General features: G+C 60.0%; 19 protein-coding genes and 1 pseudogene. 3 read left to right on the forward strand and 17 right to left on the reverse strand.

Features of this window, described 5'->3' with window-relative positions; all coding sequences use genetic code 11:
- Positions 1-124: 124 nt before the first annotated feature.
- Positions 125-1,141: a LysR substrate-binding domain-containing protein gene (locus tag HMPREF1261_RS00180; RefSeq protein WP_084538490.1), complete on the reverse strand. Its 1,017-nt coding sequence runs from the start codon at positions 1,139-1,141 to the stop codon at positions 125-127.
- 70 nt (positions 1,142-1,211) lie between these two features.
- Here HMPREF1261_RS00180 and HMPREF1261_RS00185 point away from each other — a divergent pair.
- Positions 1,212-2,219 (forward strand): annotated as a pseudogene (locus HMPREF1261_RS00185) (TDT family transporter).
- Between the two features lie 19 nt (positions 2,220-2,238).
- On the opposite strand, the gene HMPREF1261_RS00190 reads toward HMPREF1261_RS00185, so the two are convergent.
- The 7 genes from HMPREF1261_RS00190 to purS form a co-directional block, all read right to left on the reverse strand.
- A complete protein-coding gene (locus HMPREF1261_RS00190; RefSeq protein WP_023029532.1) occupies positions 2,239-3,417 on the reverse strand; it encodes an alpha/beta hydrolase in 1,179 nt (392 codons plus the stop codon).
- A 96-nt stretch (positions 3,418-3,513) separates the two neighbouring features.
- Positions 3,514-4,239: a type IV toxin-antitoxin system AbiEi family antitoxin domain-containing protein gene (locus HMPREF1261_RS00195; RefSeq protein WP_023029533.1), complete on the reverse strand. Its 726-nt coding sequence runs from the start codon at positions 4,237-4,239 to the stop codon at positions 3,514-3,516.
- A gap of 154 nt (positions 4,240-4,393) precedes the next feature.
- Positions 4,394-4,651 carry a hypothetical protein gene (locus HMPREF1261_RS00200; protein ID WP_126319752.1) on the reverse strand — a complete coding sequence of 86 codons (258 nt, stop codon included), beginning with the start codon at positions 4,649-4,651 and terminating at the stop codon, positions 4,394-4,396.
- 105 nt (positions 4,652-4,756) lie between these two features.
- Entirely contained in the window at positions 4,757-6,040 is a 1,284-nt protein-coding gene (locus HMPREF1261_RS00205) for a glycosyltransferase family 87 protein (protein ID WP_023029535.1), read from the reverse strand.
- A gap of 145 nt (positions 6,041-6,185) precedes the next feature.
- Complete coding sequence (purL, locus tag HMPREF1261_RS00210; protein ID WP_023029536.1) at positions 6,186-8,495, reverse strand: phosphoribosylformylglycinamidine synthase subunit PurL; 2,310 nt, start codon at positions 8,493-8,495, stop codon at positions 6,186-6,188.
- A gap of 15 nt (positions 8,496-8,510) precedes the next feature.
- Positions 8,511-9,194: a phosphoribosylformylglycinamidine synthase subunit PurQ gene (gene purQ / locus HMPREF1261_RS00215; RefSeq protein ID WP_023029203.1), complete on the reverse strand. Its 684-nt coding sequence runs from the start codon at positions 9,192-9,194 to the stop codon at positions 8,511-8,513.
- A complete protein-coding gene (purS, locus tag HMPREF1261_RS00220) occupies positions 9,195-9,437 on the reverse strand; it encodes a phosphoribosylformylglycinamidine synthase subunit PurS (RefSeq protein WP_005279580.1) in 243 nt (80 codons plus the stop codon).
- A 279-nt stretch (positions 9,438-9,716) separates the two neighbouring features.
- On the opposite strand from purS, the gene HMPREF1261_RS00225 reads away from it, so the two are divergent.
- The gene (locus HMPREF1261_RS00225; RefSeq protein ID WP_034657946.1) at positions 9,717-12,434 is read left to right on the forward strand and encodes an ExeM/NucH family extracellular endonuclease; all 2,718 of its coding nucleotides are present in this window, start codon (positions 9,717-9,719) and stop codon (positions 12,432-12,434) included.
- A gap of 6 nt (positions 12,435-12,440) precedes the next feature.
- On the opposite strand, the gene HMPREF1261_RS00230 is transcribed toward HMPREF1261_RS00225, so the two are convergent.
- The 6 genes from HMPREF1261_RS00230 to purD all read right to left on the reverse strand — a co-directional run bounded on the left by HMPREF1261_RS00230 (position 12,441) and on the right by purD (position 19,376).
- A complete protein-coding gene (locus tag HMPREF1261_RS00230; protein WP_023029538.1) occupies positions 12,441-12,674 on the reverse strand; it encodes a helix-turn-helix domain-containing protein in 234 nt (77 codons plus the stop codon).
- A 27-nt stretch (positions 12,675-12,701) separates the two neighbouring features.
- Positions 12,702-13,385 (reverse strand): DUF2334 domain-containing protein, encoded by a 684-nt coding sequence (locus HMPREF1261_RS00235; protein WP_023029206.1) that lies wholly within the window; start codon positions 13,383-13,385, stop codon positions 12,702-12,704.
- Between the two features lie 89 nt (positions 13,386-13,474).
- Positions 13,475-15,598 (reverse strand): S9 family peptidase, encoded by a 2,124-nt coding sequence (locus HMPREF1261_RS00240; RefSeq protein WP_023029539.1) that lies wholly within the window; start codon positions 15,596-15,598, stop codon positions 13,475-13,477.
- Between the two features lie 93 nt (positions 15,599-15,691).
- Positions 15,692-16,585 (reverse strand): phosphoribosylaminoimidazolesuccinocarboxamide synthase, encoded by an 894-nt coding sequence (locus tag HMPREF1261_RS00245; RefSeq protein WP_023029540.1) that lies wholly within the window; start codon positions 16,583-16,585, stop codon positions 15,692-15,694.
- Positions 16,586-16,628: 43 nt separating this feature from the next.
- Positions 16,629-18,068 (reverse strand): adenylosuccinate lyase, encoded by a 1,440-nt coding sequence (gene purB / locus HMPREF1261_RS00250; RefSeq protein WP_005279575.1) that lies wholly within the window; start codon positions 18,066-18,068, stop codon positions 16,629-16,631.
- A 33-nt stretch (positions 18,069-18,101) separates the two neighbouring features.
- Positions 18,102-19,376, reverse strand: coding sequence for a phosphoribosylamine--glycine ligase (gene purD, locus HMPREF1261_RS00255; protein WP_034657951.1), 1,275 nt, complete (start codon positions 19,374-19,376; stop codon positions 18,102-18,104).
- A gap of 34 nt (positions 19,377-19,410) precedes the next feature.
- Here purD and HMPREF1261_RS00260 point away from each other — a divergent pair, with 34 nt between their 5' ends.
- A complete protein-coding gene (locus HMPREF1261_RS00260) occupies positions 19,411-19,839 on the forward strand; it encodes an HIT family protein (protein WP_023017943.1) in 429 nt (142 codons plus the stop codon).
- Here HMPREF1261_RS00260 and HMPREF1261_RS00265 read toward each other — a convergent pair.
- From HMPREF1261_RS00265 to HMPREF1261_RS00275, 3 genes are all read right to left on the reverse strand, one after another.
- Positions 19,836-21,371 (reverse strand): cell wall metabolism sensor histidine kinase WalK, encoded by a 1,536-nt coding sequence (locus HMPREF1261_RS00265; RefSeq protein ID WP_023029542.1) that lies wholly within the window; start codon positions 21,369-21,371, stop codon positions 19,836-19,838. The genes HMPREF1261_RS00260 and HMPREF1261_RS00265 overlap by 4 nt on opposite strands.
- A 14-nt stretch (positions 21,372-21,385) precedes the next feature.
- Complete coding sequence (locus tag HMPREF1261_RS00270) at positions 21,386-22,090, reverse strand: response regulator transcription factor (RefSeq protein ID WP_005279568.1); 705 nt, start codon at positions 22,088-22,090, stop codon at positions 21,386-21,388.
- A gap of 213 nt (positions 22,091-22,303) precedes the next feature.
- Complete coding sequence (locus HMPREF1261_RS00275) at positions 22,304-24,049, reverse strand: pyruvate dehydrogenase (RefSeq protein ID WP_023029543.1); 1,746 nt, start codon at positions 24,047-24,049, stop codon at positions 22,304-22,306.
- Positions 24,050-24,167 lie beyond the last annotated feature (118 nt).

Here is a 24,167-nt window from a genome sequence, read left to right on the forward strand (position 1 = left end):
TTCCTTCGTTATTGCTGCATTTCGCTAGCTGTAGCCCGATGAAATGGCTTACTCAAGTGGTCAGCCCCGTTTACATAGGGAAATGATTGCCCAGGGTTGGATATATCTTGAGTCTTTACGCGTTTTAGTCCTTGCGCCCGTCCGCATAGTCCACAAGGAAGCGCAAAAAATGTTGGGCCGGATCAGAAAGACGATTCTGCGCACTCCACACCACCCGTAGCGGCCGGTCAAAGCTGATTCCCACCACCGGAACCTCTACGTATTCTCCTGTAGCGAGCTGTGACGCCACCGCTCTCCGCGCGATAACCCCCGGCGCACCCAGAGCTCCTATCGCAGTACGTTGAGCTCCCAGAGACCCGAACTCCCCTGCCGGCGGGGCGAGCACTCCCAGAACATCCGCCACCACCTCTCGTGTGCCGCTTCCCTGTTCACGCAGCACCAAGGGCGTAGATTGCAGCTCCTCCTTCGTCACTGGAGATACCTTCGTTTCCAATGTTGGTGCTGACGTTGATGCTGACGGGGTCACTGGCTGATTGTGGTTGCGCGGCTTCGCCCAGCGATGTTCTGCGGGGACAACAACCACGAGTTCATCGTGCCCGACCACACGCTCGTGCAGTTCGTGGGCCACCCAGTGGCCCTCAATAATCGCTAGTTCTGCCTGTCCTTGAACCACGTGGCGCTGCGCCTCCCGGCTGTTGAGCTGACGCATGTACAGATAAGTATGTGGGTGAGCGCGTTGGTAGGCCGCGGCCCAACGGGGGTAGTCCACTTCAGACACAGTATGAGAAACCACCAAGCTAATGTCCTCGGTGGCCCCAACCCCAACGGCTGTTTCGAGGCCACGCGCGCATTCGTTCAGGGCCCCTTCTAATCCCTCGAGTACACGGACGACTTGACTGCCCACTTCTGTCACGGAACTACCCGCCGCTCCGCGCCAAAAAATGCGATTATTGAGGCGTTTTTCAAACTTGGCGATGCGCGTACTAACCGTTTGTTGGGAGACATTCAGGTGTTTCGCAGCCTGGTTCATACCCCCATATCGAGCTACAGCAAGGACGGCATCAACCGTGAAAGCATCGGGAACGTAGCTGCGTCGAACGGGAGAGAATCCATCGTTACCATCTTCTCGTGAGGGGTACATTCATTTATTGTAACCCCGTTCGGATTATGCGCTCTCCCGCACACATCAAGCAGTGCCTAACCTGAAGAATATGTTAAAGATTCGCAATGAGATAGAGCTCCCTCCGCTAGGACCTGGCTGGGCCGGAGCAGTAATGGGACTCGGAATCTCCTCGTCTCTCATCGATGCTCACCTGAGCCCAATCCTGGGCCGCCTTCCAGCAGAAATCATGCTCGGCGTTGCAACGCTTGTCTTCTTGGCGTTCACAGCGGGATTTATTAAGCACCGCACTCCGGGATTCAACTCCAGCGACATGCCTGCATGGGGCATGGTCTCCATGGGCATCCTCGCTTTGGGTAGTGCCTACTCACTTATCTTTGACGCCTGGTTGATTCACACCGTGTGTTGGGCGGTAGGAACAATCCTGAGCGTCATTACCTGTTTAAAATATCTCAAGTTTCTTTTCTCCGACCGCCCTTCTAACCCCGCTTTTACCTGGTGATTACCCCTTGTTGCCCCCATGGTTTCCGCAACCTCGTCGGCGCAATTAGTACCGCATGCTGGTGAATGGGGCTCGGTCATCCACGGCATCGGCGTGTTCTGCTTCGTAGTGGCTTGGGTGACAGGACTGCCGACGTTTGCCGTCGTTTACCTGCGCACCTTTCCCAAGGTTCCCATTAGCTTCGCTGCCACCGCTTGGATCCCGATGGGGTTGGTCGGCCAGTCCACCGCCGCAGCACAGCTACTCGCCGGTGACCAATGGCATTTCCGCGCCATGGTCTATGGTGTAGCGATGCTGGGCTTGGGCGTGCCGCTGAGCATCTACGCTTTGGCCAAGCACTGGGGTACCGCCCTAGGAAATACCCCAATGTGCTATAACCCCAGCTGGTGGGCCAGTACCTTCCCCGTGGGCACGTGCTGCCTCGGCACCCATACCCTATCCACACAGCCCGCGGCGCTCGCGTGGGGTCTGGGCTGGATGGATACCGTGAGCGCCGCCCTGCTGGTCCTGCTTCTCCTCCACGTCACTTGGGCTGCTTTCGGAGCCATCAAAACCGTTTCCGAGCATTTCAAGGTCAGCCAAATGAGCCACGCATAGCTTCAGAGGGTTCGGCAGTTTAAAAACCTTGTGGATCGTGCTCGGCGAAGAATTGGGGAATCGCCTGGAGCAAGTGTTGGTTCCAGACTTCGCGGGTGCTAAGGGCCGATGCGTGGTCGGCGTGTGGGCGCACGTATTCGCTAAGGTCGATATTCTTTTCTTGGGCTATGCAGCGAAAATCGTCATAGCTTTCCGGCGGAACGAGGCGATCGTTGTCGCTGCGGACAATCTTGATGGGTGGCATGTCCCTGGTGAGGTGCGTAGCTGAGGTGACGAAATCTGCGCGGTCGGGATATTCCTCGGGCGTTCCACCCAGGTATTTCTGCACGGTATCGCGGGAGCCCTGCGCGGCATAGGGATCGTCAGAATCATAGATGTGGTGGACATCGAGGGCTGGTGAATCCGCATACACGGCGCTGGGAACGGCCGGCGTGCCAGGGCAATCGGCGGAAGGTAGGTGGTTGGGGTGCGCGGCGGCATCGGCAGTCGCGTTCAGGACCAGCTGCCCACCGGCGGATTCACCATAGGTAAAGAAACGCTTTGGGTCGCCGCCATAATCTGCGGCGTGGGCATTGACCCAGTTCATCGCGCAGCCCACCTGTTCCGCTGCCACCTGCCACGTGGGCTGCTCCCAGCTGGATAGCGTGTAGTCGATGGATAATACGAGGTAACCGCGCTGGGCCATCTGCCGCATATTGAAAGCCTGGGAGCGCTTGGTCATCTGGCCCCAACCGCCGCCGTGGACATACATCATGACCGGATGGGGCCCACTTTCTTGTGGCGTGTAGATATCCATATCTAGATCGTCGCCGTGGAAGGAATCGTAGGCCACCGTATGGTCGGGGCCCTCGTTGGTGCTTTCCACCCCGGCCCAGCTAAAGGCAGCGGGAATATCCACCTCGGTACCCTGCCCCTTCGCGGCGTGAATCTGCGTGCCGAAAAGCACAAGCCCGGCAGTGAGGGCAATCGCCGCGAATGCCCCTGGCACGTAGAAGCTGCGGGAGGCGAATCCTCCAAGCACCGCAAGGACCAGGAGAATAAGGGAAAAGAGAACCACCGGCCCGATATACTGCGGGCCAATGAGCGCGCCGGCACCCCAATACGGAATATGCGGCGTAAACGGCGCCACCGCAAGCCACAGCGCTAGGAAAGCGACAAGTGCAAGCGGTACGGACAGCAGCCGGGCAACGATCTTCATACCGGCAACGTTAGTCCTCGTTTCTGCAAATGCGTGGGGGAGATTGCAGCTCCAGTCGGCGTATTTTCTTCTATGACGTTTCACTGCACTCTGCGGCTAACGAGAGTCTCTAAAACTCCTTGTCTCCACACCAGTGCCCGCGCTGATGAAGAAGCGGGCTCGGAGCTCTTCAATATCTTCGTCAGCCCCCGCTTCTTCCCAACACGCAGCCAAAAGATCGTTACCAGAATTGAATCCATAAGCTGCTGACATTGGGCCCAGCCGCTTTGCCAAGCTCTTTAACCGAACGCCTTCTTTTCGCAAGGAGTCCACGACAAGAGTCGCCAAATAATTGAATTCCATTATTTGAGAGGCCAGGTCCTCCACCGTCTTTTCTACTGAGGTTACGGGCAATCCGTCGATATTTTCTATATCCCCGACCCCTATCTCACGATCGTCATAAATGTGGATATCATTCTGACTGGTTTGTTTCCGCAAGGAAGCCGAGAAAGTCTGTGTATTCGGAATCAAATCACCAATGCTATGGATAAGTGCTGCGGACTCATGAGACACAACGATCTTATTGCCGGCGTCTATACGTTCTACCGCAAATAGATTTGGTTCAAGGGATATCCAGGCTTCCCTGATATCCGTTAATGGACCAAGCTGAACTGAGGGAAGAAGGTAAATGCCCCTGCGTGCCCGCGTTAGAATCCCGCTCCCTGCCAAGCGATTTATGTGGAGGCGAGAAATACCTTCGCGTTGAGCCTGAGCCGTAGTGATAATGCCCCACTGATTCGCCGCTAAGGATTCTAGCTGCGCCAGAATTTCTACAGCTTTCATTTCGACACCGGACCCCTCTACCCTTGACCTTTTCTTTACTTGTATCAGCCAGAGGGATACAAGTAAAGACGGATTGAGTACCTACGTTGCACAGGCTTGAAAGCAAAAAGCCCGGCTGAAGCCAGGCTTGAGCTAAGCGATGCCAGAGGCTGGCTTACTCTACAACGGAATTAACGCCCACGACGGCGTAGCCGAAGAGCTCAGGCAAGGTGGAGAACCATGCCTCAAGCAGCTGGGAGATGGCCACGGATTCACCGTCCAAAGTAAGCGCCCCGGTTTCGGTGATCTCACCCACGATGGCCGCGTTGGGGGCGTCCTCGTCCACGGCGAAGAGAGCGAGATCGAGGTCGAGGCCGGAGGCATCGGCAAGCGCATTCAGCGCCAACTGGCCGCCGTGGAAATACACCATCACTGAGTGGGTGCCACCATCATTGGGCGGATAGCAGCCGGACAACGATCCTCAAGTATTCGTGTCCGGAGATGCGTGGTGGCGGCTTTAGTGGAGAAAAGCCGCCTGCTAGCTCGCGTTTTTAAAGGAAAGGCGGCGGTCCCGCAGGGGCAGGGCGTCCTTCCGGCTTAGCTCCGCGATACACAGTGCGATGACGAAGCCTGCCAAGGCGATGAACGAGGACCACGGCAACCACAAATCAGAATCTGACTTGGCCAGCGGCGGGAATAGGAAGAGTCCCAAGACGGGCACGGCATAAATGATGCGATTCTGCCCGCGTGCCAGGACGCCTAGCAGTGGCAATACGGCACACAAGACGTAATGATCCCACAAGATACTGCTGGTAGCTGTAAGAACCGTAAAGATGCCTACGGCAGCAATGCGCCACGGATCCTGTGACCGCACAGCGGTAACAATAACCAGTGCAATCAATGCCAGGGTGACAAGTGGCGGAATAATGCTGGCAGCCAGTGAAGGATCATCGACAATGGTGACAAGAAGGTTGTCATCTTCAACGCGGTTGGTGCTGAGCTGGGAGGCGATCGATCCGTTGACGGGGGCGACCATTACTGATCCCATGATGTCCTGAAGGGTATCCCACCAAGAGGTAAACACGTTCCAACCAGAAACGACGATTGAGTACAGCACAGCGATGGCGCCTGTCCCGAGTGCTACCACTCCCGTTTTCCGCGCCCGCGGAAATGCCACGCAGATGAGCACGAGGACAATGGGGGTTAGCTTCACCGCAGATACAAGCCCTAGTGCAATTCCCGCGCGCACTGGGTGCACGCGGGACGCAGCAAGGCCGTATGCAACTCCCGCAAAGATCAATGGGCTGGTCTGGCCAAGAATCAACGATGACTGAAAAGCCGTCGATACCCAGCCCAAGAGTATGCCGAAAAGCAGGGTCATGGTCGGTATTTCTTCTTCAAACCACAAGAACCAGGCGGAGGCTATCAGCACCACCAACGCCCAACCGGAAACAACCGCGAGCACTATCACGGAGACATCAAAACTCATGACTTGCACGACAAAGCTCATGACATCGGCAAGAAATGGGGCGTGAACATAAGGGTGCGGAAACCCAGTGACATCGGAGTGGGCGATGGTATCTAGCCAGACGTCACCACGGGGCATCGCGAAATCATGTTCATTGATGCTATAGAGGTGTTCCCGGTTTCCATCGCTTACGAGCAATCCCGCTACCCATAACGCATCCCAGTCATCGTAATTCATTTTTCCGGCGGAAATTATGGCGACCACTAGGCCAAATACCAGCCCAATACCATGGTGGCACCACCGCAGCACTGTTGATGCGGGTGCGGAGGCTTGGTGGCGGGAATGCGCACTCATGGGACTCCTACTGTAAAAATCACGATTCGAATCAGAGAGAAAAGGCTTTGTTTATTAGGCGGCGGCCTGGACTATCGAAGATTGCCTAAACGCTACTCAAGCCCGGCCGAAGCCGGGCTTGTGCTAGGCGGTGGCAGGGGCTTGGTTACTCCACGACGGAGTTAGCACCCACGGCGTGGCCGAAGAGGTCAGGCAAGGTGGCAGACCATGCCTCAACCAGCTGGGAGATGGCCACGGATTCACCGCCCAGGGTAAGGGCACCGGTTTCGGTGGTCTCACCCACGATGGCCGCGGGGATGCCGAGCTCTGCCGCGCGGGCGAGCACCTTATCGGCGCGGTCGGCGGTGGTGGCCACGAGCGCGCGGGAAGCGGACTCGGAGAAGGCCGCGGTAAAGGCGTCCTCGTGCACGGCGGTGAGATCGAGGTCGAGGCCGAGTCTGGCGGCATCGGCAAGCGCACCGGCGCGCTTGGCCATCTCAAAGGCGGCGACGGCAAGGCCTCCCTCGGAGACATCGTGCGCGGCGGTGAGCAGATCGTTGCCGTGGAAGAAGTCCGCGAGGCGCTTCTCATTGGCCATGTCCACCTGCGGCGGCAGGCCGTTGAGGTTGTCCTTATCGGCACCCTCGGCGCTCACCAGCTGCCAGATGGAACCGCCGAACTCATCCTTGGTCTCGCCCAAGGCGATGAGGACCTCCTTCTCATTGACGGTGCCCAGGTTATTGCCAATGGCCTGGTGCACATCATCGATAACGCCGAGCACTCCCACGACCGGGGTGGGCAGGATGGGCTCGGAGCCGGTCTGGTTGTAGAAGGAGACGTTGCCGCCAGAGACGGGGATGGAGAGTTCCACGGCGGCATCGGCAAGCCCATGCACCGATTCGCGGAACTGCCACATCACGTCCGGGTTTTCCGGCGAGCCGTAATTCAGGCAGTTGGTAATCGCAACGGGCTTGGCGCCGGTGACCGCGACGTTGCGGTAGGCCTCCGCCAGGGCCAGGCGCGCGCCCATGTTCGGGTCCAACTTGGTGTAGCGGCCGGACGCATCGGCGGAAACGGCGACGCCGCGGCCGGTCTCCTCATCGATGCGCAACACGCCCGCGTCCGCGTGGTGGGACTGGACGGTATTGCCGCGCACGTAGCGGTCATACTGGTTCATGATGAAATCGCGCGAGCACAGCGAGGGCGAAGAGACGAGCTTTTGCAGGGATTCGACCAGGCCGCGCTTGTCCGTGCCCTGGTATTTCTGCAGCTCATCCTGCCACTCGGGACGGGCGTAGGGGCGCTCGTAGACGGGCGCTTCATCCGCGATGGTGCCAGCTGGGGCATCGACGACGACCTCGCCTTGGTGGCGGATGACCAGGTGGTCACCCTCAGTAACCTCACCGATTTCGGCGCAGGTGACCTCCCAGTGCTCGCAGATTTCGCGGAACTTCTCCACGTTTTCCGGTGCCACGACGGCGCACATGCGCTCCTGGGACTCGGAGGCGAGGATTTCCGCGGCGGTCATGTTTTCCGCGCGCAGCGGCACCGCATCGAGGTTGACCTCCATGCCGCCATCGCCGGACGCAGCCAGCTCAGAGGTGGCACACGCTAGGCCGGCGCCGCCCAAGTCCTGGATGCCCACCACAACGCCGGCGTGGTAGAGGTCCAGGCAGCATTCGATGAGCACCTTCTCCGCGAAGGGGTCGCCCACCTGCACGGCCGGCAGCTTGCGCTCCGCGCCGTCTTCAAAGGTATCGGAGGCCAGCACGGATACACCGCCGATGCCATCCAATCCGGTACGGGAGCCAAACAGCATGACCTTATTGCCAGTGCCGGAGGCGAAGGCGAGCTTCAAATCATCGACCTTCAACGCGCCCACGCACAGGGCATTGACCAGCGGGTTTCCCGCATACGTTTCATCAAAGACGGTTTCGCCGCCAATATTGGGCAGGCCCAAGGAGTTGCCGTAGCCGCCCACGCCGGAGACGACGCCGGGCAACACGCGCTTGGTATCGGGGGCATCGGCAGGCCCAAAGCGCAGCTGATCCATCACGGCAATCGGGCGCGCACCCATGGCCATGATATCGCGGACGATGCCGCCCACACCAGTGGCCGCGCCCTGGTAGGGCTCCACATAGGAGGGGTGGTTATGCGATTCCACGCGGAAGGTCACCGCATTGCCATCGCCGATGTCCACCACGCCGGCGTTTTCACCAATGCCGGCGAGGATCTTCTCCCCCATCTCCTCCGTCATGGTCTCACCAAAGTAGCGCAGGTGCGTCTTGGAGGACTTATAGGAGCAGTGCTCGGACCACATCACGGAGTACATGGTCAGCTCCGCGTCGGTGGGGCGCCGGCCCAAAATATCGTGGATGCGCTGGTATTCGTCATCCTTTAGGCCGAGCTCAACGTAAGGCTGTTTTTCATCCGGGGTGGACTGCGCCTTTTCTACGGTGTCATTAGAAACGGTCATGTAGGTGTGGCCTCCTTAAACCGCCGGCGCTTCCGCGACGGCCTTGATGGCGGATACGAAAAGTCCCAATCCGTCGGTGGATGGGCCGGTCAGCGGGTCAATGGCGTGCTCTGGGTGCGGCATGAGGCCCACAATCCGGCCGGACTCATCGCTTACACCGGCAATGCCATTGATGGAGCCGTTGTAATTATCGGTATAGCGGAAGACCACGCGGCCTTCGCCCTCGATGCGGGCGATATCGTCATCGCCTGCTTGGAAGCGGCCTTCACCGTGCTTGGCGGGCACCAAAATCTTTTGGCCCTTTTCAAACTCGCTGGTCCAGGCCGTGGTGGAGTGCTCCACCTCCAGGTAGGTATCGGTGCAATGAAAATGCAGGCCCTTATTCCGGGTCAATGCGCCCGGTAAGAGGCCTGCTTCAGTCAAGATTTGGAAACCATTGCAAATGCCGAGCACCGGCATTCCCGCCTTGGCGCGGTCGATGACGCTGCGCATGACGGGGGCGAGCGCCGAGATAGCGCCCGAGCGCAGGTAGTCACCATAGGAAAAACCGCCCGGCACGACTACCGCGTCCACGCCGCGCAGATCAGCATCCGCGTGCCAGAGGTTAATGACCTCGGCGCCGGCGGTGCGGGCCGCGCGGGCAGCATCCACATCATCCAGGGTGCCGGGGAAGGTGATTACTCCGATTTTTGCGGTCACTTACTTGACCTCCAGCTGCGTAACCTCGTAGTCCTCGATGACGGTATTAGCCAGCAGCGTTTCTGCCACCTTATCCAGTTCCTCTGCGGTAACGGAGTCATCTACCTCGAGTTCGAAGCGCTTTCCTTGGCGCACATCGCTGACACCGGATACTCCGATGCGACCCAATGCGCGGACGACAGCTTGGCCCTGCGGATCCAAAATTTCCGCCTTGGGCATGACATTGACAACTACACGAGCCATGAAATTTTTGCCTTACTGTATGGGGCTTAGGTCTGCCCGATTCAGTGTAGTCATACCCCCGCCCAATCCCTAGATATACCCCCACTGCAGGGTTTTCACCCCAGCAAAGCAAACTCCGCGTAAATTACGACCAACAGGAAAACGAATTTTGCGCGGCACCCAGGTTTCACCGCCTGCTCGCGCGAAACCCGCCCCTTGCGGTCCCGGGTACACCGATTGTTCAGCGAGTAAAGATAAAAGGCGTCCATGACAACTTTCTCTATGATTAAGGTGACTTCTATGGCTCTTCGCCGCCTTGGCAGGGTAGCCCTCGCTGCCGGTTTCTCCACCCTCTCCCTATCCGTCGCGGTTCCTACCGCCATGGCCGCCCCGGATAATTCCACCGCGGTCATCTCTGAGGTCTACGGCGGTGGCGGAAACAAGGGCGCGAGCTTTTCTAATGATTTCATCGAGCTTTATAACCCCACCGATGCCGCAATCGATCTCACCGGCTGGTCCGTGGAGTACTTCGCCTCCAACGGCAATAGCGGCGGCAAGATAACGCTGTCCGGCACCATCGCTCCCCACGGTTATTACCTGGTACAGGCTGCCGCCGGCAATGGCCAGGCCCCGGCTCTTCCCACCCCGGATGCGGAAGGCAAGGTCAATATGTCTGGCACGAAGGGCTCAGTGCAGCTTGCCGATGCCACCGGAAACCCAATCGACCTCCTAGGTTACGGCGCCGCCTCTAAGTTTGAAGGCGCTGCCACCGGTGCTCTGTCTAATGACACCTCCGCCTCCCGCAACGCGGCGGGCGCCGATACCGATGACAACTCCGCGGACTTCACCGTCGGCACGCCGTCTCCCACCAATTCCGGCAACGAGTCCCCGGCCCCACAGCCGGGTGGCTCGGGCGGCTCCGAGAACCTTCCCGCGCCCGAAGGCATTACCCCGATCGCTGAAATCCAAGGCACCGGCGATACCTCTCCGCTCGAAGGCCAGAACGTTGCTACCCAGGGCGTTGTCACCGGCGTATGGAGCGAAGGTGGCTTAAACGGCTTTACCATCCAGACCGGCGGCACCGGCAAAGAAGCCACCGATGCCTCCCAGGCGCTATTTGTCCACATGGGTAAAAAGGCCGCCGATAAATACCCCAGCATCGGCGATTCCGTAGAGGTCACCGGCCAGGTCTCCGAGTATTACGGCGCCACCCAGGTCAGCGCTTCTTCCCTCAAGCAGCTCGATACCGCGTTGGAGGAGGTTACCCCGCTCGCTGTAGACGAGCTTCCCCAAGGCGACGGCGCCCGCGAGCCCTTTGAGCACATGCTCATCCAGCCCGGCAAGCACACCGTGACCAATAACTACTCACTCAACCAATACGGCGAGGTCGGCCTCGCCCCGGGCGATGAGGCCTTCCGCCAGCCTTCCGATGTCCACTCCCCTTCCACCGACCCCAATTCCGAGCTGCAAAAACTGGCCAAGGATAACGCAGAAAAGCTCGTCACCCTGGATGATGGCCGCACCCGCGATTATCTAAGGACCGATAAGGACACCCCGCTGCCCTATATCGCCCAAGATGGCGGCAAGACCATCAAGTCCCTGCGCACCACCGATACCGTCGAATTCCAGCACCCGGTCATCGTGGGTTACTCCCACGAGCAGTGGCGCTTCCAGCCCACCGAGCCGGTCACCGGTGAAACCGCCGGCGCCGATCTCCCCATCTCCTGGGAAGAATCCCGCGATGCGGAGCTGCACGCCGTTGATGACGTCAAGGGCGAATACACCATCGGCGCCTTCAACGTGCTGAACTACTTCACCTCCTTGGGCGAGGAATTCGGTGGCAGCGCCTATACCGACCGCGCGGGCAATAAGGTCACCGTCAACCGCGGCAAGACCCGCGGCGCCTATACCGAATCCGCATTAAAGGACCAAGAGCGCAAGATCGTCGCGGCCATCAATGGTCTGGATGCCGATGTCATTGGCCTTTCCGAAATCGAAGATGGCTACGCAGTTACCGGGGACTTTGACCAGCGCGATAAGGCGCTGAAACGCCTGACCGAAAAACTCAATGAGGCTGCGGGCTCCGAAAAGTGGGCCTTCGTGCCCTCCCCGTCCAAGGATCAGGTCCCTGCGCACCCCGATGTCATCCGCACCGCGTTCATTTATCATAAGGACGTGGTCAAGCCCGTGGGCGAATCCCGCATCTTCCAGGATCCGCGCTTTTCCGGCACCGCCCGTGAGCCGCTGGCCCAAGAATTCCAGCCGCTCAATAGCGACGACGAGTCCTTCGTCGCCGTGGCCAACCACTTCAAGTCCAAGGGCTCGGTGGCCAAGGGCGATGAAGATTCCGGCGACGGCCAGGGCAATAACCCCAACGTCCGCAACGCCCAGGCCCAGGCCGTGCTCGATGCACTGCACAAGCAGGACGATTGGAAGGATAAGCCGCTATTCGCCCTGGGTGATTTCAATACCTACACCCACGAAACCGCGCTCGATGTCTTCCGCAATGATGGCTTTACCGTGCCTGCCGAAAAGTACGGCGCCGATACCTCCTACCAGTTCGACGGCCTGCTCGGCACCTTAGACCACGTCCTGGCCAATGAGGTTGCTTCGGGCGCGCTTGCCGATGCCCAAGTGTGGAACATCAACGCCGACGAACCCGTCGCCTTTGAGTACTCCCGCCGCAACTACAATGTCGTGGATTTCTACGACGATTCCCCCTTCCGCGCCTCTGACCACGACCCCGTCAAGGTCGGTTTCACGCTCGGCGAGGATGAATCCACCGACGCCCCAAGCGGCGACGACCAGGACGACGACAACACCGATGGCCCAGGCTTCGGATTCGGCTCTAGCTCACTTGGCACCGGCGCCATTATCGGCTTCGCCATCCTAGCTGGCCTGCTCGCCATCCCCGGCTTCATGGCGGCCACCGGCAACCTGCAAAAGATCATCCCCGCTGGAATCTGGGGCATGCTCCCGCAGCAGGCGAAGGACTTCATTAACGGCCTAAGCAAGTAGGAGCGCCTACTCGTACAGGCCCATCTCGTCAGAAAGCACCACGAGCTCGTCTGCAGCAGCACGCTGCTCAAGGTCTCTCTGACGTTTAAAATCCTGCACGCTGGAGGCATACAGGTGTCGGTGGGCGTCTTCTGTATGTCCCTCTAGAACTCCTTCGTCCATAAGCTCGATGACTCGCGGCCGAGAGACATTCAGAAAGTCTGCCGCCTGTTGCGTTGTTAGTTCATCTGTTCGTTTCATGCTACCTACTATAAAACCTCCGCCGGACTAACGCGGAAGGTAAATGCTGTAATCAGCGGGAGTAGCGCCCGCGTCGAGGGCGCGGCGAGCAGCCTTGACAAAGTCCTTAATGACCTTGCGGTCATCCAGGTTGCGGGCAGAGATGGAAAGGCGCACGGTATTGCCGCGCTGGGCGGAGCGCTCTGCCGCGCGGATAATGTTTTTGCGCCACCATTTGGCGGAACCAAAGCCCTCACCAAAAGAAAGGTTGCGGGCTTGGTGGAATTTCCCGGTCGGTACTTCCAGGATGCCCCGCGTGGAAGCTGCCACTTCAAAGGGGAATTTGGGCAGGACCTGCAACGTTCCGGGAGACATGCGCCAGCGCGGGGGCGCGAAGATGGTGGGTTCGAAACCAATCTGCGCCATCTGCCGGGTCGCACCGGCTAGGCGCAGCTTCGCCTCATGTGAATTGAGGTTGGCAAACTCCGCGCGGCGGCCTTGCACTGCTTGATCAAAGCCATTGAGGATAAGCGGACGGCCAGCAGCCGCCTGGTCCTTGAGCCACTGTTGGGTGTCCTTGTCCTTGGCCAGGTGCCAATTGCCATCAATATGCGGGGCGATGAGCAGGGAGACGGGAATTTCCTCCCGGTCCAGAACCGACAGGAAACTTGTAGCCTGCTTCCGAGTGTCCTCAAAAATACTGGAGATAGAAACCAGAAGGTGGCTAGTCATAGCTCAAATTATCGCACAGTACCGCCAGATCCGCGCGCTGGCCAGAACGCTGGCCAGGGTGCCGGCCAGCGCGTGACTGTGCGGCGTGGTTACTCCGTAAGGCCGGTGGCCTTATTGATGGTCCAGGCGTATTCGAAGGCGTTTTGGCGCCACTTATCGTAGCGGCCGGATACGCCACCGTGCCCGGCGGCCATCTCCGTCTTGAGCAGAAATTCGCCGCCGGTGGCGGTAGCGCGCAGCTGCGCAATCCACTTTGCCGGTTCCACGTACAGCACGCGGGTATCGTTCAGCGAGGTGATAGCCAAGATATCCGGGTAGTCCTTGGCCTCAACATTCTCGTAGGGCGAGTAGGACTTCATGTAGTCGTAGTATTCCGGATCGTGGTACGGGTCGCCCCACTCTTCCCATTCGGGAACGGTGAGGGGAAGCTCCGGCATGAGCATCGAGGTTAGCGGATCCACGAAGGGGACGACGGCTTGGATAGCGGTAAAGCGGTCAGGTGCCATATTGGCCACGGCCCCCATAAGCATACCGCCGGCAGAGCCGCCTTCGGCCACCATTTGGTCCGGGGTGGTCACGCGGCGCTCGATGAGATCATCGGCCACTGCGATGAAATCGGTGAAGGTGTTTTTCTTCTGCAGCATCTTGCCGTCGTCATACCACTGACGGCCCATCTCGCCGCCACCGCGCACATGGGCAACCGCATAAATCATGCCGCGATCCATGAGCGATAGCCGGGACGCGGAGAAGTACGGGTCCATGCTGGCCTCATAGGAGCCGTAACCATACAGCAGCGTCGGATTGGGCTTGGTGCGGTCCAGGTCAGAACGGTGCACCACGGAGACCGGGATCTTAGTGCCATCGCTGGCGGTCGACCAGATGCGGTAGGCCACGTAATCATCCGGATCATAGCCGCCTGGGACTTCTTGTTCCTTTAACAGCGTGTACTCGCCGGTATCCACGCGGTAATCAAAAAGCTGCGCGGGCTGGATATAGGACACATAATTCACGCGGACGACCGGTGCGTCCCATTCCGGGTTGCCAGCCACGGCGACAGTGAAAAGTTCCTCGTTGAAGTTGAGCTCTTCGAATTCCCCGAAGTCATCGCCCACGCGCATGATGGCGGCCCTTCCGATGCCGCCGCGGCGATATCCCACCACCATGTGGTCGCGGTAGGTGTCCACGCCCTCGATGCGGGTGGTGTCATCGTGTGTCAAAAGCTCCGGCAGTTCGCACAGGGCGGGAAGTTCCGCATCCACCTTGGCATAGCCCACCGCAAAGTTCGGGCCGGTGGCGTTGTGGGTGACAATCCAGTAGTCCTCGCCGCCCACTACGGCATGGTCTACGTCGTAGTCCACGCCGGTCTCACGCGTCCACAGCGGGTGGAATTCACCCTCGGGGTTCTCTGTATCCAGCACCCAGGCTTCCGAGGTAATCTTCGAGCCCACCCCAATGAAGAGGTATTTATCGGAGCGGGCACTGCCGATGCCCACATTAAAGTGCTCATCTTCCTCGTGGAAGACGCGCACATCCGCGGACTGCTCGGTGCCTACCTTATGGCGCCACACCGCATCTGGGCGCCAGGCATCATCCACCGTGGAGTAGAAGATATAACCATCGCCTACCCATGTAGCGCCGTAGAAAATGCCGGTGAGGTGATCGTCCAGGAGCTCTCCCGTTTCGAGGTCCTTAATGGACAGCTCAAAGCGCTCATCGCCGGCAAAGTCCACGGAATAGGCCAGGTAGCGGCCGGAATCTGAGATGGAGGCTGCACCAAGGGCGAAGAAGTCCTTGCCCTCTGCCAGGGTGTTGGCGTCCAAGATAATTTCTTCGCCCTCTGGGCTGCCTTCTTCTGGAATCACCGGTGCGGTCCAGGGATCGCTGCCCTCTTCTACCGGGATGCGGCAGGAATAGCCGTAGTTCTTGCCCTCTTCGGAGCGTCCGTAGTACCAGTACTTACCGCGGCGGGCGGGCACGGACATATCGGTTTGTTTAATGCGGGATTTAATCTCTTGGAAGATATTTTCCGTCATCGCATCCAAGTGCCCGGTATGCGCCGCCGTGTAATCGTTTTCGGCGTTGAGGTAATCCAGGGTTTCCTGCGATTGCTTATCGCGCAGCCACTCGTAATTATCCACGAATTCGCGGCCGTGAAATTCGCGCTTGATGGGGTGGACTGGGGCTACCGGTGCGGTCGTCTTTTCATCACTCATGCCCTACCACTGTACGCGTCAGCTGCCTTGCCCCATCAGAAGGCGACGAGCGGGCCACGGCGGGCAGGGCAAGACCAGAACCCCAGCCCCCGGCTAGGAACTCGGCGCGAGGAAATCCGCGAAACGCTCACCCGATAGCTTTTCGTAGGCCTCGATGTAGCGCATGCGGGTGGCGGAAACGACGTCATCGGGAAGCGCGGGCGGGGTGGTCTCAGAGGACTTATCCCAGCCGGAGGCAGCAGAAGTCAGCCAATCGCGCACGTACTGCTTATCAAAGGAGGGCTGGACCTCGCCTTCCACGTAGGAATCGGCGGGCCAGTAGCGGGAGGAATCGGGGGTGAGGACTTCATCGGCAAGCACGAGCGTGCCGTCTTCATCAAGGCCGAACTCGAACTTGGTATCGGCCAAGATGATGCCCTTCTCTTCTGCAAGCTGGGCGGCCTTGGCGTAAATGCGCAAGGTGGCCGCGCGCAGCTCTTCGGCGCGCTCGCGGCCGAGCTTGTCCGCCACGTGCGCGAAGGACACGTTCTCATCGTGATCGCCCTGCTCAGCCTTGGTGGCTGGGGTGAAAATGGGCTCGGGCAGGCGGGAGGCCTCGACAAGGCCTGCGGGCAGCTCGATGCCACAGACGGTGCCGTCGGCCTGGTATTCCTTCAAGCCGGAACCGGTAAGGAAACCGCGCGCCACGCACTCGAAGGGCAGCATGTCTAGCTTCTTGACCACCATGGCGCGGCCCAAGCACTCTTCCGGAATGCGCTCATCATCGAGCGGTCCGGCGAGGTGATTGGGAAAATCGATGGCATCGAAGAAGAACTTCGAGGTGGCCGTGAGAACCCGGCCCTTATCCGGGATGGCGGGTTCCAAGGCAAAGTCGTAGGCGGAGATGCGGTCAGAGACCACCATCAGCAGGGTGGTGTCGTCCACATCGTAAATATCGCGGACCTTGCCAGAGGCTACATGGGTATAAGAAGAAAGCTCAGGACGCATGGTCCTCATCATAACGCGCGGGCAGGTAAGCCCGCGCACGGCGCTAAAGGATTTCGCCCGGCGTATAAGCCGCAGCCTTGGGGTGCTCGCCCACGAGGGCCTTGATGCGGTGCAGGACCTGGGAGACCTGGGATTCGGCGGCGCCGATGAAGGCGTGCTTATCCTCGAGGACCCTTTCGAGCTCGGCCTCGTCCATGGGCAGGCGGTCATCTGCGGCGAGGCGCTGGACCAGGTCCTGGTTGCCGCCGTTTTCGCGCATGTTCAGGGCCACGGCCACGGCGTTTTCCTTGATGACCTCGTGGGCGGTCTCGCGGCCGACCCCGGCGCGCACCGCCGCCATGAGGATGCGGGTGGTGGCCAGGAAGGGCAGGTAGCGCTCCAGCTCACGGTCGATCATGGCGGGGAAGGCGCCGAATTCATCGAGCACGGTGAGGAAGGTTTCGAATTGGCCGTCGATGGCAAAGAAGGCATCAGGAAGCGCAACGCGTCGCACCACCGAGCAGGAGACATCGCCCTCGTTCCACTGGCTGCCGGCCAGGTCCGCGGCCATGGTGAGGTAGCCGCGCAGGATAACCTGCAGGCCGGTCACGCGCTCGCAGGAGCGGGCGTTCATCTTGTGCGGCATGGCGGACGAGCCCACCTGGCCTTCCTTGAAGCCCTCGGTAACGGTCTCATTGCCGGCCATCAGGCGGATGGTGGTGGCAAGCGATGCCGGGGCGGTGCCCAGGGAGACGAGGCAGGAGATGGCATCGAAATCCAGCGAGCGCGGGTACACCTGGCCCACGGAGTTGAAAATGCGGCGGAAGCCCAGGTAATCCGCAATATTGGTCTCTAGGGAGGCGAGCTTATCCTCGGAACCGCCCATGAGATCCAGCATGTCCTGCGAGGTGCCCATGGGGCCCTTGATGCCGCGCAGCGGGTAGTGCGACAGCAGGTCTTCCACGCGCTCGATGGCCAGCAGCATTTCATCACCGGCGGTGGCAAAGCGCTTGCCCAGAGTGGTGGCCTGCGCGGCCACGTTGTGTGAGCGCCCAGCCATGACCAGGGATTGGTACTCGGCGGCGTGGCGGCCGATGCGCGAGACCACGGCGATGGCCTTATCGCGGATGATTTCCAGCGAGGTGTGGATCTGCAGCTGCTCCACGTTCTCGGTGAGATCGCGGCTGGTCATACCCTTGTGGATGTGCTCGTAGCCGGCCAGCGCATTGAATTCTTCGATGCGGGCCTTCACATCGTGGCGGGTGACGCGCTCGCGCTCAGCAATGGATTCGAGGTTTACGTCCTCGATAACGGCCTCGTACGCGCTAATGGCCTTGGCGGGGATGTCCACGCCCAGGTTCTTCTGGGCGTGCATCACGGCGATCCACAGCTTGCGCTCGAGGATGATTTTATGCTCCGCGCTCCAGATATTGGCAAGCTCCGCAGAAGCATAACGGGAGGACAGGACGTTGGGGATATTCTTCTTCTCAGCCACGTGGCTCATTATTCCATGCCTGCCCTCCCCCGTGGCTACTTGCTAGATAGAAATTTCACCGTCTGCTGCGCGCTTGCCGATGTCCCCCCGAACAAACCCGCCCGCAAACTCAATGCCCCGGACGGTAGCGTAGGCGTTCTCGCGCGCGGCGTCTAGCGTGTCGCCCTTGCCCAGCACGTTGAGCACGCGGCCACCATTGCTCTGGAATACCCCATTGGAGTATTCCGTGCCGGCGTGCAGCACGCGCTCTGGATCCTCGAGGCCCTCGCCCGTAATGGCATCACCCTTGCGGGGCGAGGCGGGGTATCCTTCAGCCGCCATGACCACGGTGATGGCATAGCCGTCTTCCCACTGCAGCGGCTCGAGTTCTGCCAGGGTGCCGGTGGCGGTGGCGTTGAGCGCTTGCGCCAGCGGGGACTTAAGAAGTGAGAGCACCGCTTGGGTTTCTGGGTCACCAAAGCGGCAGTTAAATTCCACCACCGCCGGGCCCTCGTCGCCCCAGGCCAGCCCGGCATAGAGCAGGCCTGAATAGGGGGTGCCGCGGCGCACCATTTCCTTGGCAACCGGGGTACATACCTCGTCCACGATGCGCTGTACGTCGCCCTTGCCCAGCCACGGCAGCGGTGTGTACGCGCCCATGCCGCCGGTATTGGGGCCCTCGTCATTATCGTAGGCGCGCTTGTGGTCCTGGGCAGGCAAAAGCGGCACGACGGTCTCGCCATCGACAAGGCAGAATAGCGATACCTCGGGGCCATCCAGGAAAGATTCCAGCAGTACCGGGTTGCCGGCCCCTAAGACCGCATCCACGTGGGCACGGGCGGCGGCGCGCTCGCCAGTGACCACCACGCCCTTGCCGCCTGCCAGGCCATCGTCTTTGACCACGAACTGCGGGCCAAAATTATCCAGCGCGGCCTCAATATCGGCATCGCTAGCGCCTGGGCGCAGCTGCTGCGCGCGGGCGGTCTTCACCCCAGCTGCCTCCATGACTTCCTTGGCAAAGGCCTTAGAGCCTTCAATTTGGGCGGCGTCCTTATTCGGCCCGAAAACGGCGATGCCTTCTGCGCGCAGCGCATCCGCCACGCCGGCGACCAGCGGCACCTCGGGGCCGATGACCACGAGCTCGGCATTGATCTCCCGGGCGAGTTCCACCATGCGTTCTGGGTTATCTACCTGGGAGTATTCCGGGTACAGGGTAGCCAGCGGAGCCATGGCCGCGCTGCCCGGCGCGACGTGGATCTCCGCAGCCTGTGGATCAGCGTGCAGTCCTTTCACGAGGGCGTGTTCACGGCCGCCCGAACCAATTACGAGAATGCGCATGCCCACCATCATAGCTGGGGGTAGCCTGGCAGCTATGGCTTCTGTATTTAGCAAAATCATCACTGGTGACCTACCCGCCCGCTTTGTCTACCGCGATAAGACTTGCGTGGCTTTCTTATCCATCGAGCCGCTGCGCTACGGCCACACCCTGGTCGTGCCGGTAGAGGAAGTAGATAAGTGGACCGACCTCGATCCGCAGACCTGGACGCACCTGAACGAGGTGGCCCTAGAAATCGGTGAGGCCATCAAGAACGCGTACGATACCCCGCGCACCGGCTACGTCATCGCCGGCTTCGATGTGCCGCACACCCATATCCACCTCTTCCCCACCGAGAAGATGGAAGAGTACGACTTTGCCAAGGCCTATGCCGCCGAGGACACCGACGATGCCGCCATGGATGAGGCCGCCGCGCGCATCCGCCAGCACCTGGGCACCAACGAGGACGGCTACCGCGAGGACTAATCCTCCGGTTCCTCCAGCGCGGGCAGGCGCACCGTAAAGGTGGTGCCCTGGCCCATCTTGGAGTCCACGCTGATGCTGCCGCCGTGCTGTTCCACTAGGGAATGCACGATGGCAAGGCCCAAGCCGGATCCGCCGGTATCGCGCGTGCGCGAGGAATCCGCGCGGTAGAAACGCTCGAAGATGTGGGCGGCATCCTCAGACGACATTCCCTTGCCGTCATCGATGACGTCTACCAGGATGTCCTTGTTGTCGCGGCGCAGCTGCAGGGTAACCGTGGCTTCCTCGCCGCCGTGGCGCAGGCCATTGGAAATCAGGTTGAGCAGCACCTGGTGGAGGCGGTCTGCATCGCCATTGACCACGGGGATGGACTGCGCATTATTAACCACCTTGACCTCGCGCTCGGGGAAGGCGGCGCGCGCGGACGATCCCACCGAAAGAGAAAGCTCCAAAAGGTCCACCGGCCGCAGGTCCAGGCGCGTTCCTTCCGCGCGGGTCAGCGCCAGCAGGTCCTCTACCAGCAGCGACATACGCTTGGATTCCTTATCGATCTTGGAAAAGACCAGATCAACATCGTTTGTCGCCCCAGAGCGGTAAAGCTCCGTGTAACCGCGCAGGCTGGTCAACGGGGTACGCAGCTCGTGGGAGGCATCGCCGACGAAGCGGCGCATCTGTTCCTCTTTTTCCTGCGCCGTCACGACCGAGCGCTGCAGGTGGCCCAGCATGATATTGAGTGCGGCGGCCAATTGGCCGACCTCCGTATGCAGCGGCCATTCCGGCACGCGCTTGTCCAGGTCGCCGGCCGCGATTTCCGATGCCGTCGATTCCACCACCCGCAGCGGCCGCAGCGCCCTGCGGATAAACCAGAAACCCACGCCGGCCATGGCTGCCAAGGCAATCGCCGCAATGGATACCTGCACCATGGCTAGGCCGTGCAGGATTTCCTTTTCATGGGTCATGTCCTTGGCAATGACGGTGATAACGCCATTGGAATCCGCAAAGGCCAGTGCGCGCCACTTGGTGTTATTTTCAATCGAGCCCACCGTCGTGGGGTACCCGCCCAAGGGAACGCCCTCTACGTCCGGAGTGGTGGACGTGGGCCCGGAATAGCGAATGGTGCCATCCGGAAGGTAATTGAGCACCACGTATTCCGTGGGCGGGCGCTTGGTGTGATCACCTAGGAAGAAGTCATTGCCCACATCGCGGGCCCAAGAGGACGACGCCGAGCGCAATTCGCTATCGACGTTGTTATAGAGCACGTTGCGCATGATCGAGTTCACAGCAAAGGACGAGCCCGTTAACCCGAGGCCGGAGATCACCACGAGGAGAACCACAAGCCAGGTGCGCAAGGGCATCGCCTGCGGAATCTGCTTGATGTAGTCGCGCTTGGAGCGCTTCTTCTTTCCCTGCCCCTGCTGCGGCAGCTGGTCCAGCTGCTCATGCCATTTCTTGGGCGGCTGCTGTGGCTGCTGTGTCCGCTGGGACTGGGACTGCGCGGGCCTGCCCGCAGCGGGGTTCTCCTGTGAATCTGCCATTATAAAACGTCAGTTTAGGACCGCGGGGTGCGCAGCACATAGCCAACGCCGCGCACGGTGTGGATAAGCTGCGTATCGCCGGTATCGATCTTGCGGCGCAGGTAAGAAATATAAGATTCCACGACGTTGCCATCGCCGCCGAAATCGTAGTGCCAGACGTTGTCCAGGATCTTGGACTTAGACAGCACCACTTCCTTGTTTTGCATGAGGTAGCGCAGGAGGTTGAACTCCGTGGGCGAAAGCTCAATGAGCTCGCCACCCTTGGTGACCTCGTGGGTATCGTCATTCAAGGTCAGATCGGCATAGCTCATGGTGGCGTCATTAGAAGACTCCTCGGCGGCACCGCCGCGGCGCATGATCACGCGCAGGCGGGTAATGACCTCTTCAAGGCTAAAGGGCTTGGTGACGTAATCGTCCGCGCCGATGGTCAGGCCGTGGATGCGCTGATCCACGCCGTCCTTGGCAGTTAGGTACAGCACCGGGCCGTCCAGGCCCTCCTGGCGCAGCTTGCCCAAGAGCTCAAAGCCGTCCATGCCCGGCATCATGACGTCCAAAATATAGGCATCCGGGTTTACCTCGCGCGCCACGCGCAGCGCCTCATTGCCCGAGTTAGCGCTGTAGACCTCAAAATTTTGGAACTTCAACGATACCGTCAGTAGTTCCACGATATTCGGCTCGTCATCAACGACGAGTACTTTGGCAAGTTTATTGTCTTCCATGCGTCCTGTAGCTCCTATTACTTCCTGTTATCTGCACACCTGCGTGCGTGCAAGCTTCACTAAGCCATCATGGCAAACCCAGTTTCTAGCCCACTGATAAGTTTCTGACTGAAACCTGTGAAAGCAAAAAGCCACGCTCCCCCTTTCCAACCGTGGAAAAAATCCGCGGTGGAAAAAGGAAACGTGGCTAGCGCGCTATTGGGCAGTTATAGCTTAGAAGTCCTGCGGGCGCGGGATATTGCGCAGGTTGGACTTGGCCATGGACAGCATGGAGCCCACACCACCGCCGAAGACAGTGCGGGTAGCAGCCTTGGAGAAGCCCAGGAGCTGGTCGAAGGTCAGCGTCGGCGGCAGGGACAGGGCGTTGGGGTCGGTGACGACATCGATAAGCGCAGGGCCGTTATACGCCAAGGCCTTCTTGATCTGCTTCGGAGCCTGCTTTGGATCCTCGATGCGGAAGGTCTTGATGCCGGCGGCTTCTGCGATCTTGGAAAAGTCCACGGACTCGTGGTCGGTCTCGTGCTCCGGAATGCCGCCCACCAGCATCTCCAGCTTGACCATGCCCAGCGAGGAGTTATTGAACACGAACATCTTGACCGGCAGCTGGTGCAGCTTAACCGTCAGCAGCTCGCCCATGAGCATGGACAGCCCGCCGTCGCCAGAGAAGGTAATGACCTGGCGGCCCGGGTTAGCCTGCTGCGCGCCGATGGCCTGCGGCAAGGCATTAGCCATGGTGCCGTGGCGGAAGGAACCGATCTGCTCGCGCTTGCCATTCGGGGTGATGTAGCGCGCGCCCCAAACATTGCACATGCCGGTATCGACGGTGAAGATGGCGTCATCGTCGGCCTCTTGGTCAATGAGATCCGCGATGTACTCGGGGTGGATCGGGGTGTGCTTTTCCACGTTGGAGGTATAAGCCTCCACGACGTGCTCCAGCTTGTCGTAGTGCTTCTTCAGCATCTTATCCAAGAAGGAGCGGTCCTTCTTCTCCTCCACGTGCGGCAGGATGTTCTCGATGGTGGCGGCAACATCACCGGTCACGGGGTAGGAGATCTTGGTGCGGCGGCCAATGTGGGAGCCGTTGATATCCACCTGCGCGACGTTGCCCTTAGGCAGGAAGTCGTTATACGGGAAGTCCGTGCCCAAGAGGATCAGCAGGTCCGCCTCGTGGGTGGCCTCGTGCGCGGCGCCGTAGCCAAGCAAGCCGGACATGCCCACGTCAAACGGGTTATCGTACTGGATGTACATCTTGCCGCCGAGCGCGTGGCCGATGGGGGCCTTGACCTTTTCTGCCAGCTGCAGCACCTGCTCGCGGGCATTTTTCGCGCCGGCACCAACGAAGAACGCGACGGACTCGGCCTCATTGATGGCCTGGGTCAGCGCTGCGGCCTCTGCCGGGTCCGGGTAAACCACCGGGCGGCCGGTGGAGATCTTGGATTCTACGAAGGTGTCATCGTCCACCTCTTCGGTAGAAACGTCGCCAGGGATAACCAGCACCGATACGCCATTGCCCGCCATGGTGGACTGGATGGCGTGGTGGAGTACTACCCCGCCCTGGTCGCCGGACATGACCATTTCGCAGTAGCCGGAGCACTCCTGGAAGATCTGCTCTGGGTGGGTCTCCTGGAAGAAGTGGGAGCCAATCTGGCGGGAAGGAATGTGCGATGCTAGGGCCAGCACCTTGGCGCCATTGCGGTTGGCATCATAAAGGCCCTGGATGAGGTGGGTATTGCCCGGACCACAGGAGGCCGCACACACGGCGAGCTTGCCGGTGGTCAGCGAGTCTGCCTCCGCGGCAAAGGCCGCTGCTTCCTCATTGCGCACGTGGATCCACTCGATGGAGGAGCGGCGCACCGCATCCACGATCGGGTTGAGGGAGTCTCCCACGAGGCCATAAATGTGCTCGACGCCCTGCTTTTCTAGCGTCTCAACAAGTTGTTCTGCGTAATTGCGTGCCATTAAACATCATCCTTAACTCTTTAACTGTTCTAGTACCACTGTGCTACTAAACATGCAGGAAAGTCCAGCAATTCCTACATACTCACACCGCCCGCCTACTTGTGAGGAAGGCAATACT

The sequence above is a fragment of the Corynebacterium sp. KPL1818 genome, from assembly GCF_000478135.1.
Classification (GTDB): Bacteria; Actinomycetota; Actinomycetes; order Mycobacteriales; family Mycobacteriaceae; genus Corynebacterium; species Corynebacterium accolens.